General features: G+C 34.3%; 18 protein-coding genes. 15 read left to right on the forward strand and 3 right to left on the reverse strand.

All coding sequences use genetic code 11. The features are described from left to right. Window positions 1–7 precede the first annotated feature (7 nt). The 9 genes from guaA (at window position 8) to JST55_12285 (ending at window position 9,166) form a co-directional block, all read left to right on the forward strand. Entirely contained in the window at window positions 8–1,555 is a 1,548-nt protein-coding gene (gene guaA, locus JST55_12245; protein MBS1494278.1) for a glutamine-hydrolyzing GMP synthase, read from the forward strand. Window positions 1,556–1,762: 207 nt separating this feature from the next. Next, window positions 1,763–2,785 (forward strand): hypothetical protein, encoded by a 1,023-nt coding sequence (locus JST55_12250; GenBank protein MBS1494279.1) that lies wholly within the window; start codon window positions 1,763–1,765, stop codon window positions 2,783–2,785. Window positions 2,786–2,815: 30 nt separating this feature from the next. Then, window positions 2,816–3,739: a hypothetical protein gene (locus JST55_12255; GenBank protein MBS1494280.1), complete on the forward strand. Its 924-nt coding sequence runs from the start codon at window positions 2,816–2,818 to the stop codon at window positions 3,737–3,739. A 90-nt stretch (window positions 3,740–3,829) separates the two neighbouring features. Further along, window positions 3,830–5,074 carry a hypothetical protein gene (locus JST55_12260; GenBank protein MBS1494281.1) on the forward strand — a complete coding sequence of 415 codons (1,245 nt, stop codon included), beginning with the start codon at window positions 3,830–3,832 and terminating at the stop codon, window positions 5,072–5,074. Window positions 5,075–5,295: 221 nt separating this feature from the next. After that, window positions 5,296–5,544, forward strand: coding sequence for a hypothetical protein (locus JST55_12265; GenBank protein MBS1494282.1), 249 nt, complete (start codon window positions 5,296–5,298; stop codon window positions 5,542–5,544). A 48-nt stretch (window positions 5,545–5,592) separates the two neighbouring features. Next, a complete protein-coding gene (locus JST55_12270; GenBank protein ID MBS1494283.1) occupies window positions 5,593–6,570 on the forward strand; it encodes a LysM peptidoglycan-binding domain-containing protein in 978 nt (325 codons plus the stop codon). Between the two features lie 239 nt (window positions 6,571–6,809). After that, window positions 6,810–7,076 carry a hypothetical protein gene (locus JST55_12275; protein MBS1494284.1) on the forward strand — a complete coding sequence of 89 codons (267 nt, stop codon included), beginning with the start codon at window positions 6,810–6,812 and terminating at the stop codon, window positions 7,074–7,076. Between the two features lie 67 nt (window positions 7,077–7,143). Next, window positions 7,144–8,091, forward strand: a complete 948-nt coding sequence (locus JST55_12280; protein ID MBS1494285.1) for a LysM peptidoglycan-binding domain-containing protein — start codon at window positions 7,144–7,146, stop codon at window positions 8,089–8,091. Window positions 8,092–8,194: 103 nt separating this feature from the next. Further along, window positions 8,195–9,166, forward strand: coding sequence for a PhoH family protein (locus tag JST55_12285; protein ID MBS1494286.1), 972 nt, complete (start codon window positions 8,195–8,197; stop codon window positions 9,164–9,166). 137 nt (window positions 9,167–9,303) lie between these two features. Here the strand turns inward: JST55_12285 and rsmB are convergent, their stop codons facing one another. Continuing rightward, entirely contained in the window at window positions 9,304–10,860 is a 1,557-nt protein-coding gene (rsmB, locus tag JST55_12290) for a 16S rRNA (cytosine(967)-C(5))-methyltransferase RsmB (GenBank protein MBS1494287.1), read from the reverse strand. A gap of 261 nt (window positions 10,861–11,121) precedes the next feature. Between rsmB and JST55_12295 the strand changes: the two genes are divergently transcribed. After that, a complete protein-coding gene (locus JST55_12295) occupies window positions 11,122–13,335 on the forward strand; it encodes a T9SS type A sorting domain-containing protein (protein ID MBS1494288.1) in 2,214 nt (737 codons plus the stop codon). A 101-nt stretch (window positions 13,336–13,436) separates the two neighbouring features. On the opposite strand, the gene JST55_12300 is transcribed toward JST55_12295, so the two are convergent. Together JST55_12300 and JST55_12305 are read right to left on the reverse strand one after the other, a co-directional pair. After that, entirely contained in the window at window positions 13,437–14,273 is an 837-nt protein-coding gene (locus tag JST55_12300) for a hypothetical protein (protein MBS1494289.1), read from the reverse strand. Window positions 14,274–14,310: 37 nt separating this feature from the next. Then, on the reverse strand, window positions 14,311–14,979 hold the full coding sequence (locus JST55_12305) for an RNA polymerase sigma factor (protein ID MBS1494290.1): 669 nt from the start codon (window positions 14,977–14,979) through the stop codon (window positions 14,311–14,313). Between the two features lie 152 nt (window positions 14,980–15,131). Here JST55_12305 and JST55_12310 point away from each other — a divergent pair, with 152 nt between their 5' ends. The 5 genes from JST55_12310 to JST55_12330 are packed head-to-tail and all read left to right on the forward strand — an operon-like array spanning window position 15,132 to window position 18,472. Continuing rightward, entirely contained in the window at window positions 15,132–16,262 is a 1,131-nt protein-coding gene (locus JST55_12310) for an AI-2E family transporter (protein ID MBS1494291.1), read from the forward strand. A 29-nt stretch (window positions 16,263–16,291) separates the two neighbouring features. Continuing rightward, a complete protein-coding gene (locus tag JST55_12315; protein ID MBS1494292.1) occupies window positions 16,292–16,624 on the forward strand; it encodes a hypothetical protein in 333 nt (110 codons plus the stop codon). Between the two features lie 35 nt (window positions 16,625–16,659). Next, window positions 16,660–16,995 carry a hypothetical protein gene (locus JST55_12320; GenBank protein MBS1494293.1) on the forward strand — a complete coding sequence of 112 codons (336 nt, stop codon included), beginning with the start codon at window positions 16,660–16,662 and terminating at the stop codon, window positions 16,993–16,995. Then, entirely contained in the window at window positions 16,988–17,743 is a 756-nt protein-coding gene (locus JST55_12325; protein MBS1494294.1) for an endonuclease, read from the forward strand. Before JST55_12320 ends, JST55_12325 begins: the two co-directional genes overlap by 8 nt. 3 nt (window positions 17,744–17,746) lie before the next feature. Then, window positions 17,747–18,472 (forward strand): DUF72 domain-containing protein, encoded by a 726-nt coding sequence (locus tag JST55_12330; protein ID MBS1494295.1) that lies wholly within the window; start codon window positions 17,747–17,749, stop codon window positions 18,470–18,472. Window position 18,473 lies beyond the last annotated feature (1 nt).

Below are 18,473 nucleotides of genomic sequence, written 5' to 3' on the forward strand. Positions count from 1 at the left end.
ATTAGAAATGATTCTCATTCTGGATTTCGGTTCGCAATACACTCAGTTAATCGCAAGAAGAATCCGCGAACAAAAAGTTTATTGTGAAATCCATCCGTTCAATATTGACGTTGTTGATTTTATAATTAAAAGTAAATTTAATTTAAAAGGAATTATTCTTTCGGGCGGACCATCAAGCGTACTTGATAAAGCTGCTCCAAAAATAAGTGAAACTTTATTAGAATATTTTACGAATAATGAAATTCCTGTCCTTGGTGTCTGCTATGGCTTGCAGTTAATAAGCTATCTTGAAGGGGGAAAGATTCAAAAAAGCAGCCACAGGGAATACGGACACTCCCAAATAGTTCTCGCAAAAAAATCTCCGCTATTTCAGAATGTGAAAAAAAATTCTGTTGTGTGGATGAGCCATGGTGATTCACTCGATAAAATCCCCAATGGATTTACAGTTACATCAAAAAGTAAGAACGGAATAATAAGCAGCATAGAAAATGCGAAGAAAAATATTTTCTGCGTGCAGTTTCATCCGGAAGTAAATCATACTGTAGAAGGAAAGAAGATATTGAAGAATTTTATTTTCAGTATCTGCAATGTCAGAAATAAATTTACTGCAAGTTCATTTGTTGAGGATAAGATAAAAGAAATAAAAAGTACAGTACAGAAGGATAATGTAATATGCGCATTAAGCGGAGGAGTTGATTCCTCAGTCGCTGCCGTTTTAGTTAGTAAAGCGATTGGAAAACAGTTACATTGCATTCACATAGATAACGGCTTGATGCGCAAAGATGAAAGCAGAAAAGTTGTTGAAATATTTGAAAAGAATTTTAAAATAAAAATAAAATTAGTTAATGCTTCAGCATTATTTCTTCAGAGGTTAAAAAATGTTAAAGACCCCGAGAAGAAGAGAAAAATCATAGGTAAAACGTTCATTGACATATTTGAAAAAGAAGCTAAGAAAATAAAAAATGCAAAGTACCTGGTGCAGGGAACTTTGTATCCTGATGTGATAGAATCGGTTTCGTTTAAAGGTCCTTCTGCCGTAATTAAAACGCATCACAATGTAGGAGGTCTTCCGAAGAATATGAATCTGAAATTGATCGAACCGTTCAGAGAATTATTCAAAGATGAAGTGAGAGAAATAGGATTGAAGCTTGGACTGCCGGAATATTTTATTAACCGTCATCCGTTCCCGGGACCCGGATTAGCGATAAGAATTTTAAGTGATGTAAGTAAAGCAAAGCTTGAGCTGCTAAGAGATGTAGATGAAATTTATATGGATGAGTTAAGAAAAAATAATTTGTATTCAAAAATATGGCAGGCATTTTCAGTGCTTATGCCGGTGCAGACGGTTGGTGTGATGGGAGATGAAAGAAGCTATGAGAACGTTATAGGGGTAAGAGCAGTAACTTCATCCGATGGTATGACAGCAGACTTTTATCATTTTGAACATAATTTTTTAAGAGGTTTATCTAACAGAATAATAAACGAAGTGAAAGGCGTGAACAGAGTTGTGTACGATATCAGCACGAAGCCTCCTGCAACTATTGAGTGGGAGTAATGCAAAAGTAAAAAATATTTGCTTGACAATAAAAAGCAAATAAATTAATTTGTTGTAGCTCGAACTACGACATAATTTGTAGTCTTATTTCGCAAAATAAATATTGAATAATTTTTATTATTATTATTTAATAAAAATTCTATTTTATCTATATTATAAAAAATACTAAAATATTAAATCAATTCATTAATTAAAACGAAAGCAGTAATGGAATCAACACAAATCTATTCCGGAGAGTCAATGAGCGTTGAGGAGCGAATCAATACGCTTCAGAATTATGACAAGGAACTGACTCAAATTAGGGAACACCTGATAGAGAAGAATATCAGCAGGATGAAATCGGAGGGGAGCAAAGCGATTTTATCGGCAGCGATACCGTCGTTTATTCTTTTAGTTTTATCTTTTTTCATTGACGTTGCTAACGTCCCGTTCCTGGGTAAGGTTGCAGTTAATTTTGCAAACTCTTTATTCCCCGGGTCACAATTATTAAATAGCGGTGTTGAGCCATATCAGTTCTGGTGGCTTCCGATCTTAGTATATGTTATCTTCATCTTAACGGCAATACTTTGTAACATTGCTTTAAGAAAAGAGATTACAGAAAAAGGTTTGACCGAAGGAAGTATATCAAGAGTTATTGATAAATATTCGGGAACAGTTGATGCTGTGGCAACAGCTTTACCGTTGTTAGGTGCAGCGTTCTTACTTGTCTCTATTAAAGAAGGTCCCACAATTTTCTTAGGATTTTCCGTTCCGTTCGAAATTAAATCAATTCTTATTCTTGCTATAGGTAAATTATTTGAATCTGTATTTGATGCTCAGGCAGTAAAATACAATGAGATTCAGGATGAAATAAAACAGGTAGAGACAGAATATTTTTATGAAAAGGAAGAAAGATTACAAAGAGCAATTTTAGCTGAGCTGACAAGAGCAAAAGCTCCTGAAGTTCCTGCAGTACAACAGCTGAAAGGCTTTGATATGAAGAAAGAAGATGTTGAACAGATTTACAAAGTTATGGAAATCACCAATAAGATTTCTGAAACATTTGCTAAAAACATGGCAACTCTTGATGCAATATTAAAAGACCTCGGCAACTCAAAACTTACAGATGAAAAAGTACTGAACCAGTTACAGTCAACAGCTTCATACTTAAATGAAACAATAAAAGGAATTAAAGATACCAATGCATTAAAAGGATTAGATAACTTAGTATATCTCGCTGGTAAGAGATAACAATTTAACAAACACAAAAATTTTTTTAAAATGGCACAGCGCAAAAAAAATAGAGACGTAAAATTTATTATCTATCAGGTGCTTTACATATTTGTGATTTGTATTGTTGCTCTTAAAGGCGCTAATCTCGATTTAACGGAAGTAATAAATAAGGATAAAGTAGTAGAAAAATCTTATGCAGATTCTTTGAAGGCTTATCTCGATTCGTTAATAGCATTAGGTTTAGTTCCTAAGATTCAATTCGACACCACAAACATAAGCAAGATAGATCCAAATCTGATAGCCCAGCTGCAGCAAAAAATTCAAGTGATGCAGACACAGGTTACATCAGTCAATACTAATACTTCTACTATAACTCAGCAGAATCCATTGGTTGAACAGCAGAAAAAACCCGATGAAGTTAAAAAAGATCCGGGTGAAATGCAGGAAATCAGGATTGGAAATATTGTATTGTATCAGTACACTGAGAACAGTTTAAATAATCCTTACGACACACCACTTGAAATAGTGGGTATAACAACTATCCCTGCTAAAAGCACAAAATCATTTACAACAGGGGGACAGAGTTCTGTAACAATTAAAGTAGGAAGCTCATCCAAAACTGTTGAACTGAAACCAAATGAGAAGCCGAAGATAAGTATCTCCCGTGTTACAAACATGGGTGAAGATGTTTCTATCAGAACGCTTCAAAGTGTTACCGGCTTCAGAGTTGTTATCAGTGATGACTTCCCGGGACAGCTTGATGTAAAATTCAGCGGACCTGTTGAAGTTAAAAATGCAGGACAAAACACTTACGATATTACAATGAAGGCATTCGGAAGTAAGTCAGCTTTTGATAATTTCTCTTCAGGTAAAGATTCACCATATTCTGTCGGGTTTACAGTAACAGTTAAAGATAAAATCGCAGGTCACACTGTTACAGGTCAGCAGAGTTTTATTTTCGGCGATTGGTAAAATTATAATTATATGAAGATCTCTCCTTCCGGAGAGGTCTTCAAGTTTTCCCCGATGTAACTTAAATTTTATACAAACAAAATTAAAATTATGAAACAAAACTTTATGGTAAAAATTTTTTTACTGATTTTTGGATTATGCGTTTTCTCTTTGACGGGCTTACAAAGCGCTAATGCTCAGGAGGAATCCGATAATCCTGCAACCTGGAAATACTTCAGAATTCTGGCTAGAGCTCAGGATGATAGTGTATTTATAAAAGTTCAGGACCAGATGGGTATCAGCCCGTTACTTGAGTCTTATAACTTAATTGTTAACGTAATGGATCCTAACCCTAACAACCAATATGTTGTTATCGGTGATGAGACAGATCCTTCTGCAGTTCGTGCATCATGGTCACAGATTACAAAAGATGTTCAGGCTAAATTATTAGGATGGACAGGAAGTAATAAAGAAAATTTAAATCAGAAAAAACTTAACTACGGTTCTGTATTTCTTGATGTATTTAAAAGCATAAAAGTAAAAGACGTAATTGCTCCGCCTAGAAGAAGCAGAGATATCAGAGGTACAACAGCTTATATCAATCCTTACTTCCAGTTCTTCGGAGGCGACCCTGTAGGTATTCCCCTAAAAGGTTCTTTAGGATTCTCATTCGGAACAGGTACACCATATTCATTCCCGTTGGAAACAGATTTAGTTGGTGCTGATTTTCATATCTTAGGTGCTTACGTAGGTATTAACACAAGAATTAAAGAATTAACAACAAGACAAAAAGCAGGTGAAAGCTCTTCATTAAGCGGAAACAGCTTCAATAATATTTATGCTCCTAACGTTATGTTGAACGTTGGTTATCATATTCCTTTCGGTAATTTCTTCGAAATCGGATATCATACAACAATCGATACAGGAACACCTGACCTTCCTAAAAATTATATTAACGAAGTTACAGGTGAAGTAATGAAAAACAACGTGCTTTTAGGAAGCTACTTTGACTTTATGTTCTCATATCCTTTCAGAACTTTCGGTTCCACAAGAGCTAAAGTTTATGCAGGAAAATACTTAGGTGAAACACACATCGGATTCACCGGCAGAGAAATGAGATTAGCAGGTTCAGTATTTGATACAAGAATTGATGCAACACTTGCAGGAGTCAGAAACTTCCAGATTGCGATGGATATAATGATATCGCAGATTGGTGAAGGATTTGCATTAAGTTCGTTTGCAATCGGACCATCGATACGGCTTTCTAAGCTGACAGATGACAGCTTCGGAGTATTGACAGTTGCCGCAAACATAAGATTTAAACTCGGTGACTTCTTTGACGAAGTAAATAAATAATTTATATTGTACTCTCTAAAAAAAAGCCGGTCTGACCGGCTTTTTTTGTTATATAAATGTTGCATACCTTATTCCGGGTTTATAAGTTAAGTAAGCTAAAATACGAAAAATTATCGTGTTTTTACATAAACTGACTTGACATCTCATTTATATTAAGGTATTTTGAAAAAAATTTTAATTTAAAATCGGAGGATTTTTTAAATATGCTCAAAATTAAAAGTTTGATTTTTACTCTTTTAGCTTTTTTGATTTTGACTACCTCAGCATTGCTTGCCGGATGCAGTTCATGTCCGACAGATGAGCAATTAGCTCAGTTAGAAAGTTTAAAAGCAGAAGTATCATCACTGATGGATGGAAATTCCAAAATGGATGCACAAATCAGCTCCTTACAGGGTGATATAAGTTCAATCGACAATTCAATGTCAAAGCTGCAATCTGATATGGATGCTGCTCGCAAAAGATGTCCTTAATAATTTTAAAACTTATTAATTAAAAAGTTATAGGAGTTTAAATTTAATATGAAATCAAACAAACTTTTTTTAGCAATTTTGTTGTTATCTATAATTGCTTTGCTACATACTCCTCTTCCGGTGCGTGCACAGGATGATGAGGATTGCTGCGATGATCTGGACGACGAATGCGCCACTTATATGAGTGAGTGGGCGAAGTATTCCAAAATGAAAGATTCATTAACAGCAGCAATGAATTCCAAACAAGCCATGCTTAATGACTTAACCTCTCAAAAATCATCAAAGCAATCTGCTTATGATAAATTGAAAGGTGAATTCGATAGCTGGGCCGGCGGAGACTTAGACGGATTCAGAAAAAGATTCGCCGATGTTGAAAGCCAGATAAATTCAAGATCAGGAAATTGTGAAGACGCAAAGAAAAAACTGGATGCAATAACTTCTTCCAAAGCAAGATGTCTCAATGAATTCTGGGACAGATATAATGCAATGGTCAAGAAATATGCAGACTGGTGCTTAGGCGGACCTGTTGCAAAGAAATGTGACCAGGAATATAAAGTAGTTAAAGGCGATTGCTTATGGAAAATTGCAGGCAAGAGCAGCATTTATGGAAATCCGAGATTGTGGCCTAAGATTTGGGACGCAAATAAAAACGGTATAATTTCAGGAACACCTTCTACAATTCCAAACCCGAACAGAATTTATCCGGGTCAGGTATTGTGCATTCCTCCAATGACAGATGCTGAAAAGCAAATGATGCTGAACAAGTCAAAGGGAATGATGAAGACAAGAAAGAAAAAATACAAAGGTGACTGGAATTTTGACCACAAGAAAAAAGATACGAAGAAGGATGAAACAGATGTAAAGAAAGAGACACCTAAAGATTCAAAAGATACAAAAAAAGATGCGCCTAAGGATACAAAAAAAGACGCACCAAAAGATACTAAGAAAGACGTAAAAAAAGATGCTCCTAAAGATGTAAAAAAGGATGCCCCTAAAGACGTAAAGAAAGACGATAAAAAGAAGTAATATCGTTTAATATAGATAATAAAAAGAAGCCCGTCAGAGAAATCCGGCGGGCTTTTTTGTTTTATGTTGCTTTTTTTATACAACAGGTATTTGTCTGCAAAATAGACAAATTTTAAAGCTTTTATGTGTCTACTTTTTGAGAATTATGACTTGACAGTAGCAAACAGGCATTGTATATTTGTAAGCGAATTAACTTATTTTTTAACAGCCAAAATCCAATTACAGGAGGAATTTTAAAAATGGCAAAAACAAAAAATCTTTTGTTTGTCCTATTGGCAGCTTTAATGATGACTGGTTCAGTTATTATTACAGGTTGTAGCTCAGGACCAAGCGAAGAGCAAATGCAACAGCTCAACGATTTAAAAGCTGAAGTAGAATCATTGAATTCACAAGTAAGCTCAAAGAATGATGAAAAATCATCCTTACAAAGACAAATTGCAGACAAAGACTCAAAAATTAAAGGTTACATGAATGACATGGACGCCGTTAAAAAGAGATGTCCGTAATTCAACACAGTTTAAAAATTATTTTTACACAAAATTTTAAAAATTTTATTAAAGGAGACATTCAAAAATGAAATTACATAAATTATTAGTATTTATGTTAGTTTTCTCCTTAGCTGTAATGACATCACACAAAGTCTTTGCTCAGGATGAACCAACTGAGATGACCATGGAAGACTGGCAAAAAATGATGGACGAATACACAGCTAAGAAAGATCAGTTAACGATCCAACTTAACAACTTAAACACAGAAATAGACGGTTTAAAGAAATCAAATGCAGATAAAGATGCAGCTTTAACAAAAGCTGAATCAGATTTATATGCTGCAGTTGGTTCTACAAAATCAGGTGTTGCTGATTACAGAAAAGATTTTGAAGCAACAGAAAAAATGATCAACAGCAAATCAGGTAACGTTGCTGATGCTCGTAAAAAATTCGATGCTTTAAAAGCTTCAAAAGTACGTTGCTTACCAGAATTCTGGGATAGATTCAACGCAATGGAAAAGAAACTTCTTGATTGGGAAAAACCAGTTGAGCCACCAAAATCAAACAAATACACAGTTGTAAAAGGTGATTGTTTATGGAAAATTGCCGGTAAAAAAGAAATCTATGGTAACCCAAGAATGTGGCCTGTATTATGGGATGCTAACAAAACAGTTACTTTAGATCCTAAAGCTCCTAAAAATACAAAGACAAAAATCACCAACCCAAATCTTATTTATCCTGGACAACAGTTAGTAGTTCCTACATTAACTGACAAGATGAAAAAAGATGCAATGATGATGAAGAACAAATGGATGAAGAAGAGAACAAAAAAATCTGACACAACCACAGATACAAAGAAAGATGAAAAGAAAGATATGAAGAAAGATGAAAAGAAAGATATGAAGAAAGACACAAAGAAAGATGAAAAGAAAGATATGAAGAAAGATGAAAAGAAAGACGTTAAAAAAGATGCACCTAAAGATGTAAAAAAAGATGCACCTAAAGACGTTAAAAAAGATGAAAAGAAAAAATAATTGATTAAATCAATTATTTGAATCATATTTTTTTAAACCCTTATGCTGGAATTTAGCATAAGGGTTTTTTGTTTTAATTTAAAACATATTATTAAATTTGGATATTATAGAAAAAAAAATTGATTTATCCGGAATTGACCTGCTCAATTTTTGCGGAGTGAATGATAAAAATATCGAACTGATAAAAGAAGCGTTCGATTCTACCATAGTTGTAAGAGGCGATTCCATATTTCTAAAAGGCGAGAAAAACGAAATTGAAAATATAGAGAGAGCTGTTGAAGAATTAAAATTTCTTCAGAAGAGACAGGGACATATTACACCTCACGATGTTGAGCTGGTTCTTGATTTGCTGGATAACACCAAAGAGTTTGAAGTCAGAAACAAAGTTAAGCCGGGTACTAATGAGCTTCAGGAAATTATTTTATTTAAGAAAAATGATTTCATAAAGCCCAGAACGGCTACTCAGCTTGAATATGTTAAGAAAATAAAAGAGAACGATATAGTATTTGCTATAGGTCCTGCTGGAACAGGGAAGACATATCTTTCTGTTGCCTTTGCAGTTGCCGCATTGAAAAGCAAAGAGATTAATAAAATTGTTCTTGCAAGGCCGGCAGTTGAAGCTGGTGAAAGTTTAGGATTTCTTCCGGGAGATTTATCAGAGAAAATAGATCCATATCTTCGGCCATTATATGATGCCCTTGACGATATGCTGCCTACCGATAAATTAAAAAGCTACATGGAAAAGGGAACAATAGAAGTTGTGCCATTAGCCTATATGAGAGGGAGAACCTTAAATAATGCCTTCATCATCCTTGATGAGGCTCAGAACGCCACTACAACACAGATGAAGATGTTCCTGACACGTATTGGTGCTAATTCAAAGGCTATTGTAAACGGAGACGTTACGCAGATTGACTTGCCAAGAAAAGATATGTCGGGATTAATACAGATTAATGAAATCCTTCAGGGAATAGATGGTATTGGATTTGTTTACTTTAATAAAACAGATGTTGTAAGACACAAGCTGGTGATGGATATTATTGATGCATATGAGAAAATGAATGATAAGAAATAATGTCATTTTACTTATAACTTATTAAATGCAAAGAGCGCAAAGTCATACGCTAAGTTCGCTAAGATAAAATAATAATTATTATCTTTGCGTGTTTTGCGAAAATCTTTGCGATCTCTGCGTTTATAAGAACTCTGATGTTAGCTATTCTTGACTAATCTTATCGAAAACGAGCCGTCAATATAATTTCTGAACGGATACGTTTCTATATAACCTTCCTTCGTTACAATTTTTTTATTCTTTACAAATCTTTCGGCTGAATCAATTTTAAAGTCAGGATTTTTTTCGAGAAAATCTTTTACAACATCAAAATTTTCTTCCGGTTCAGTTGTACATGTAGAGTAAACCAATACTCCGCCCGGCTTTAAATACTTTGCTGATTCATTTATCAGTTCCATCTGAAGCTTCTGAAGCTTTTGAATATCTTCAAGCTCTCTCTTCATTTTTATATCAGGCTTCTTTGTAATTACACCAAGTCCTGAACAAGGAGCATCAAGTAAAATCTTATCGGCTTTGCCAAGCAACTCTGTTTTTAATAATTCTGTTTCAGGACTTAAGATGCTGTCATAAACAACTTCAGTATTTGTTACATTAGTTCTTTTGATATTCACTTCAAGCGCTTTTGCCCTCGATGAGTATTTTTCAATCGCAATTATTCTGCCTTCGTTGTTCATCAGCTCTGCCATATGCATGGTTTTACCTCCGGGTGCTGCGCATAAGTCCATTACTATATCACCCGGCTTCGGATCAAGCAAGGTAGAGACAAGTCCTGCGCTTTCATCCTGAACAGAAAAATATCCGTTCTTAAAATACTCATCAGTATAAATTCTTCCCATGGATTTTATTGTCAGGAAGTAATCAAGGTTTGCACCGCGGCGAGTTGCAATGCCTTTATTGTTAAGATATGTTTCAACTTCGTCAATATTAGATTTTAATTTATTGATGCGAAGCCCAAGGATAGGTCGTTTGTTATTAAACTCGCAGAATTTTTCCGCATCATCAAATCCAAGTCTTTGAATCCATCTTTTTACCATCCAGTTAGGATGTGACTGAACCATTCCAAGGTAATTCACTTCATCAACATCTCTTGTCGGCCAGACTAAATTTTCTAGTGTTCTTATAATCGTTCTCAGCAATCCGTTTACTACTCCGGCATGCTTGTCTCCGTGAAGTCTTTTTACAAACTCAACAGCTTCGTTTACTGCAGCAGAGTAAGGAATTTTATTGAGGAACATTATCTGATACAGCGCAACTCTCATTGCATTTCGGACTTCAGGCTGACATTTTTCATAGCTTCCTCTGTAGAATCCATTAAGGAACCAGTCAAGCCTTCTCATCCATCTTATAACTCCGTGAGTAAGTTCGTTCAGTAAAGCTTTATCGAAATCGTTAAGGGTATCGTGTTTTAATTCTGTATCAATAAGTTTATCAAGATATGAATCAGTTCTTTCACAACGTGTAACAATTTTTACAGCAAGTGAACGGGCATCAGCGTATAAAGGTTTTTTATGCTTCTCTTTAAATTGCTCGTTGAAATCGTAAGGAAGAACTTCAAAGCCGTGCGCAGCTTCCTGATGTGTTTCTTCGGGATTTGAGTTTTCAGAATTGTTTGCTTTCGGCTCGGCAGGTGCCTTTCCGTGATTGTTTTGCTTCGGTTCGGCAGAAGCCTTACCGTTCGGATGTTTTTCTTTGTTCATATTTTAGGTGCTATCGGTAACTTTTAAAAATATAAATTAACTAAACCCTTATTGAAAAAATATCCAAATGCCAATATATGCATCCTCAAAACTATATTCAGAGTTGATAAGATAGTCATTTAACTTCCATATATTTTTACAGACATCATAAATAAGCCATAATTACGACTTTTAATTAGGCATAGTAATTGCACTATGATTTTGAAGGTTATTTTGTTTTAATTATTATTTTATTAACTTTAAATAACAAATATTCTGCTCATGAAACCTCTAAAACTTACCCCGGTTTTAATTCTTTTTTTATCTCTACTACTTACAAATCTTTCCTATCCCCAGACGGGATGGGTATCAATAAATGATTACCGGTCATATTATTATTTGGATGGTCAATTCGTCAATAATAATACTATATATTTATGCGGCGGATTTAATGGTATAGCTAAAAGTACCGATAAAGGTGTCAGCTGGGTTTGGAAATCTAATATTGTTGATACATACAACGGTTTCTCAGATTTACAGTTTTTCAATGAACAAAACGGTGTTATGTGCGGTGAATATATTGGAGTTTATAAAACTTCTAATGCGGGCGATACATGGCAAAAAATCTATTCGACCGGCGATCAAAGTTATGTAGGTTCAGTTTCTTTTATAAATGCAAACACCGGTTTTTTGCTAACGAAAGGTCAGACAAAACTTTTAAAAACAACTGACGCAGGAGAGAGCTGGAACGAAATTTATTCCTTTTCCTCTATGACTAATAAAATCTTTTTTATTAATGCTGAAACAGGATTTAGAAATGATTACATGGGAAATAACCAGTCCAGCCAGATTCTGAAGACGACTGACGGCGGAGCTTCATGGACTTATTCATACTCCGTTCCTTTTGATATAAAACAATTTGAAAAATTGAACGATGGAAGTATTCTTGCAATGACATATTCTGCCGGATTAATAAAATCAACAGATTTTGGCAGCACATGGGTTACACTTTTAGATGCAAATGCTTCTGCCGGAAATCTTTCGGTAATAAATCAAAATAATTTTATAGTTACTCATTACGGAAATAAAGCAAAATATACAACTGATGGCGGTTTGACTTGGTCTGAAAAAGACCTTCCTGCAAATGGTAATATTTTTACCAATACATCAGGAGATATTATTTTTTCAGCCGGCGATTTTCAAAGAGGGCTTTACAAAATAAACAATAACTGGAATCAAATAGAGGATGTATTCAAAAACTCTATAAGACAAAATCTTACCGATATAAAAATATTTGATTATAATAACTTTTATATTTTTGCAGACAGTAATTATGTAATAAAAAGCACTAATGGAGGAGTAAGTTTATCAAAAGAAAACTGGGGAGCTTCTACAGCAGCCGTCTATTTTAAAGATATGAATAACGGTTATGCAGCTATTGGAAAAAAAATATGCAGAACACAAAATGCAGGAGCTTCCTGGGATACAATCAGTAATTTATCTCCTTACTATCAGGGACAATATTTTGAAATTTCAAATATGCATTTTCTTACTGATAATTTTGCATATTTAACTATAGCTAATTCCGGAATGCAGTGGAGCAGCAGACAAATTTTGTTCACAACAGATGGAGGATATAACTGGCATTCTTCGGGAGTTTCATCCTATAGTTCAGGCTCGGGCACATATTATAGTTCTCAAAGCATTGTCGATTTTAAAATGACATCACAAAGTACAGGTTATTATATTTTGGCCGCATCAACCAGCTCACAATTCGGACAAACTACTTATAGTTATGAATTAAGAAAAACATCAAACGGCGGAAATAACTGGATAAGCTTGAACACAAATATAAATACACAAAAGATATACCATATAGATTTTATTAACGATAATACCGGATATGCATCCATAGACTCTAACAGGTTTATGAAAACAATAGACGGCGGTGCAACATGGATACTAAAAAATTATCTGAGCAGTTCTCCGGAACAAATTTACATGATTGATGAGATGAATATATATAATGTATCAGTCGAGAAATTTTATAGAACGAGAAACGGAGGAATTACCTGGGAGGTTCAAAATCCGGGAATTAATATGACATCCGGCTATAATAAAATTTCTTTCTTGAATTCCGATATTGGATATATTATTGGAAGAGACGGCACAATTTTAAAAACCACAACCGGCGGAACAGTCTTAATAGGTAATAATAATTCATTAACAGCCGATAAATATTTTCTCTCTCAAAATTACCCTAACCCGTTCAATCCTGAAACAAAAATTCAGTTCTCAATTCCTAAAAACGGACTTGTAAAAATTGTAGTATATGATATGCTTGGCAGAGAAGTAAAAGAATTAGTAAATGAATTTAAGCAGCAGGGAAGTTATAATGTTTCATTCAACGGAGCATCGCTTTCAAGCGGAATATATTTCTATAAATTAATTACTGATGATTTTGTTGAAACAAAGAAAATGATTTTAGTAAAATAATTTTTAAATCATATTCTCCCTTATAATGAATAAGGGGGAATATGATTATTTTTTCATAATTCATAATTCATAATTCATAATTCATAATTTATAACTCATCCCTATCCTTCCCAGTTGTAAAGCCAGTTAACCCTTTTAGTATCCACGTCAGGTCTGTACTTCTCAACCAATTTTACAGTTTCTTTAACCAGTTTATTAACTTCTTTAACTGCTTTTTCCTGCGGGATTTTAAAAATACTATTAACGCAATATTTTAAATTTTTCGGCTTATGCTTTAAATTTTTAATTGTATAATTCATCCCTTTCAATTTTCCGGGATGATATTCATTGTTAAGTCCGCACAAAACTTTCACAGAATTTTCAAGCGATTTTAGAATTGTCTCTGTTACAAAAACAGATTCATTCCTTTCAAGTCCCATTTTTTCCAACACCCATTTAGAATGAAATCTTAAATTTTCTTTTATCATCAGGTCTTCAAGTTTCTCCGGATAGTTTGAATACCATTTCTTCCATTTGTTTATAAACTGTTTTCCATAAAGCGGAATTGCAAATAAAGTCCCTGATGCAATTATCTGATGGTTGTAATCAAGTGTAGGATTTTTTAAAAAAGCCTTTATCATTTTTTCATGGTTTGTTATTGTACCGTGTCCGGTATCAACTTTTACACCATCGATAATATGGTAAACTGCGAAACCGTTTTTGTGGTCACCGTGATAAAATCCGCCGCCGGAATCAATCGCGCTCTTTTTTATTTCTTCAAAATGTTTTTTTGAAATAGGTTTTTTATAAAAGATGCTCATGTCAACATCGGAATTCATATCGGAAATTCCTTTTGCAGAAGAGCCTGTTACCATTGAAGCTGCAAAATCAGGATTTGATTTATAACTATCAGAAACTTTTTTTGCGAGGGAGATAAGGTACTTTGAACGTTTATTCATAAATATTAAAACGAAGGGAAAAGAAAATTGTTACGGATTATTCTTTAGTGTAATAATCTTTCAAAATTTTTTTAAGACTGGTCTTCGCTCGGAAGATCAATGATTCAACTGATGAGACAGAAAGCTTCATTACTTCGGAAATTTCTTTGTAGCTTAAGTTTTCTATCTGGCTTAGTGTAAATGCGATTCTCTGGTTCTCTGAAAGTTTGTTCAATGCCTTAAACAAAATTTTTGCTCTTTCTTCATTTTCAATTATTACTCCCGGATGATTAAAGTCACTTATCTCCATTTCCTCATCTTCATTGGAAAAAATTGATGTGACAAATGCAAAACGCTTTTTAGCTTTGCGTTTACGGAGTAAGTCAAGAGCTTTAGTTGTTGCTATTCTATAAATCCAGGTGTATAACTGTGAGTCGCCTTTGAACTTTGAAATGGAATTATAAATTTCCACAAATACTTCCTGAGTCAGATCTTCAGCATCTTCCTTACTTTGTATTATTGAAAGGATGGTGTTATGGACACGGTCTCCGTAAGTATCTATAAGAAATCTGAAAGCAGATTCATTTTTATCAAGAAGACCTTTTATTAGCTCGGACTCTGTCAAATCGGGGATTAAATTTCCTAGAGGTTTATAATTACATAAAATACAAAATAATTTTATGATTTTAAAAGGTAATGAAATGCTTTGATAAGTTAACGTATTCATTAAATAGTATGACAAATTTTCCGACATCTTTGTCGTATTTTGTACAGTAAAGCCGTGAGGAGAAAATAGTTAATCTATTTTTAGTGTAAAATTGAACTGTAATTGTGGAATTATAAAATTTACAGCGGTATAAAAATTGGAATAGAGAAGGTATGAACAAACCCTTACAAATTCCTTTTTACCTGAAAATATCTCAGATTATTCTGGGAATAATCGCTTTTATATTTGTATTGTACATAGGTCAGGCAATAATTCTGCCTCTTATTTATTCTCTTATACTTGCAATCCTGATGAACCCGGCAGTGAATTATCTTTTAAGTAAAAAAGTAAATAAGATAGTTGCTATTTCAATTGTACTTCTTGTAACAACACTGTTACTGCTTGCATTGATTTATTTTATTTCTGCTCAGATAGTAAGCTTCGGAGAAGTACTGCCACAGCTGAAATCAAAATTCAATATGCTGGTTGGTCAATCAACTGATTTTATTTCAAGGACTTTCCATGTTGATCACAAAACAATTAATGGATGGATTGATAAAGGTAAAACAGAACTAGGCTCGAGTTCATCAGTACTGATAGGTCAGACACTCAGCACTTTTACAGATGTCGTACTTGTTATCACATTATTGCCTGTTTATATTTTTATGTTCTTGTATTATAAACCTCTCCTGCTTGAATTCATTTCAAAGCTTTCTCCCCCCGAAAACAGGGAATCCGTTGGTGAGGTTTTGGTGGAAACCAGATTGTTAGTTCAAAGTTATCTTAGCGGACTTTTGCTTGAAGCAGTTATTGTTTCTGCGTTAAATGCTCTGGGACTTTTTGTGCTTGGAGTAGATTATGCTCTGCTAATCGGAATTATCGGTGGAATATTAAATATTATTCCTTATCTGGGGGGTATTATTGCGACAGCTATTCCTATGCTTCTTGCACTGGCTACAAAGTCACCAACAACTGCATTACTTGTACTTGGTGTTTATCTGCTTGTTCAGTTTATAGATAATAATTATCTGATGCCGGTAATTGTGGCATCACGCGTAAAAATTAATGCACTTTTTTCAGTAATAGTTGTTTTAATAGGAGGAGCCCTATGGGGAATTGCAGGTATGTTCCTTGCTATTCCGCTTACAGCTCTGGTAAAAGTAATTTTTGACAGAGTAGATTCGCTTGAGCCGTTTGGATTTTTATTGGGAGATTCGATGCCGAAAAATCAGAACAGTTTTTTAAGACTGCTTAAGAAAAAATCAAAAGATAAAAAAGTTGAAACTAAAGCAAAAACTGCTTAGTAATTTATTAACATTTAAATTATAATATTATGAAGGACGAAAAGAAAAAAACAGTAACCACTGATGAAGATGCTTTACCGGGATACCCTGCATATCCAAAAGATGAAGATATATACAAACAGTTTAAAGAAGAGGAAGAACTTGATCCGGATGATTTAACTTCAGGTAAAGAACCGAACCTTAAACCCAATGAAAGAAATGCAAAGGACTTCAACGAAGATGTTTCCGGAAGTGATTTAGACGTACCGGGCTCAGAACTGGATGACGACCTTGAAAACGTAGGCGATGAAGATGAAGAAAATAATTATTATAGTCTTGGGGGCGATAATCATAACGACCTTGAAGAAGATAAGGGAGACTAAAAATTTTTATTATATATTAAATAAAGTTAATTATTATGGACGAGAAAAAAAGAAATCCTCCTATGGAAGATATATTAAAATCAGATAGAACTTTTGAAGACGAAAATGCACCTGACACCATGCAGGATAACATGAAATCAGACCGCTTCATTGAGAAAGAAAAAGCCGATGATACAATGGAAGAAAACATGACGAGTGACAGACACCTTGAAGAAAGCGATAACTATCCTACAACAATGGAAGACGTTATGAAAAGCGACAGATATATCGATGAGAACGAATTGACTAAGGATAATGCAATGAATGAAGTAAAAAATGATGCAAATGATAAGAGTGACCAGGCAACTTTAGATAACGAGGAAAATGCCTGAGGGTCCTTCAATAGTTTTACTGAAGGAAGCGGTTAAACCTTTTGAAGGCAAAAAAATTATTTCTGTTTACGGAGATACAAAAATAGATAAGGAAAGGCTTTTGAATAAAAAGGTTTTGGAGTTTAAAACCTGGGGAAAGCATTTCCTTATTTGTTTTAAGGGCTTTACTGTAAGAATTCATTTGCTGATGTTCGGCTCGTATACCATCAATGAAAGAAAGCTCAGTAAAATTGAACAAGGTAAAGAAAGGCCCGTACGGTTAGGATTAGAATTTTCCAAGGGGGAAATTAATTTTTACTCTTGCGCAGTTAAGATGCTGGAAGGAGATGTAGACGATATTTATGACTGGAGCGGAGATGTAATGAACGATGATTGGGATGCCAAACAAGCAAAGAAAAAGCTGAAGGAAATACCCGATACTTTAATAACCGATGGATTACTTGACCAGAATATTTTTGCCGGAGTTGGAAATATAATAAAGAACGAAGTTTTATATAGGGTGAAGGTGCATCCGCAAAGTAAAATAGGTGAGATCCCCGCAAGGAAAATTTCTGAGATAATTAAAGAAGCGAGAAATTATAGCTTTCAGTTTCTTGAATGGAAAAGAAAGTATGAGCTTAAAAAGCACTGGCTTGTACATACAAAAAAGACCTGCCTTAGATGTAATCTTCCTATCATAAAAAAATATCTCGGCAAAACTAAACGAAGAACTTTCTACTGTGATAACTGCCAGGTGTTATATAAATAAATTATGAGTAAAGAATGGAGAATCGGCTGCTCGGGATTTTACAACAGGAATTGGAAAGGGGTTTTTTATCCTGAAGATTTCCCGCAAAGCAAATTTTTCAATTATTATTCGGAAAAATTTAATTCACTGGAGTTGAATGTAACTTTCTATCGCTTCCCGAAAACAGAAACGCTGAAGAAGTGGCATGATAAAAGTCCCGGCGGTTTTGACTTCGCCGTAAAAGCTCCCAAGCTTATTACTCACATGAAAAAGCTAAATGATTGCGATAGATTACTGGATGATTTTTATTCAGCTTGTGAAGATGGACTAAAAGAGAAATTAGGATGCACGCTGTTTCAGTTTCCGCCGAGTTATAAATATACTGAGGAAAGACTTGAACAGGTGATAAAAAGTCTCAGATCCGAATTTAAAAATGTAATTGAATTCAGAGATGCAGGGTGGTGGAATAAAAAAGTTTACGATACTCTTGCTGAAAATAAAATTATCTTCTGCACTGTTAACCATCCGAAGCTTCCTGAAGATATTGTTATAAACTCAGATACAGCGTACATAAGGCTGCACGGAAATCCGGATATATTTTATTCAAAGTACTCTTATGAAGAGCTTCAGAAACTCTACGCAGCTGTTAACAAAAAACGGAAAGTAAAAACTATTTATATTTTCTTCAACAATACTGCAAGTACTGCCGGAGTTCTAAATGCTTTGGAAATGAAAACTTTAACCGCTTAAT

It is taken from the genome of Bacteroidota bacterium (assembly GCA_018266835.1).
GTDB lineage: Bacteria > Bacteroidota > Ignavibacteria > Tepidaquicellales > Tepidaquicellaceae > JAFDZO01.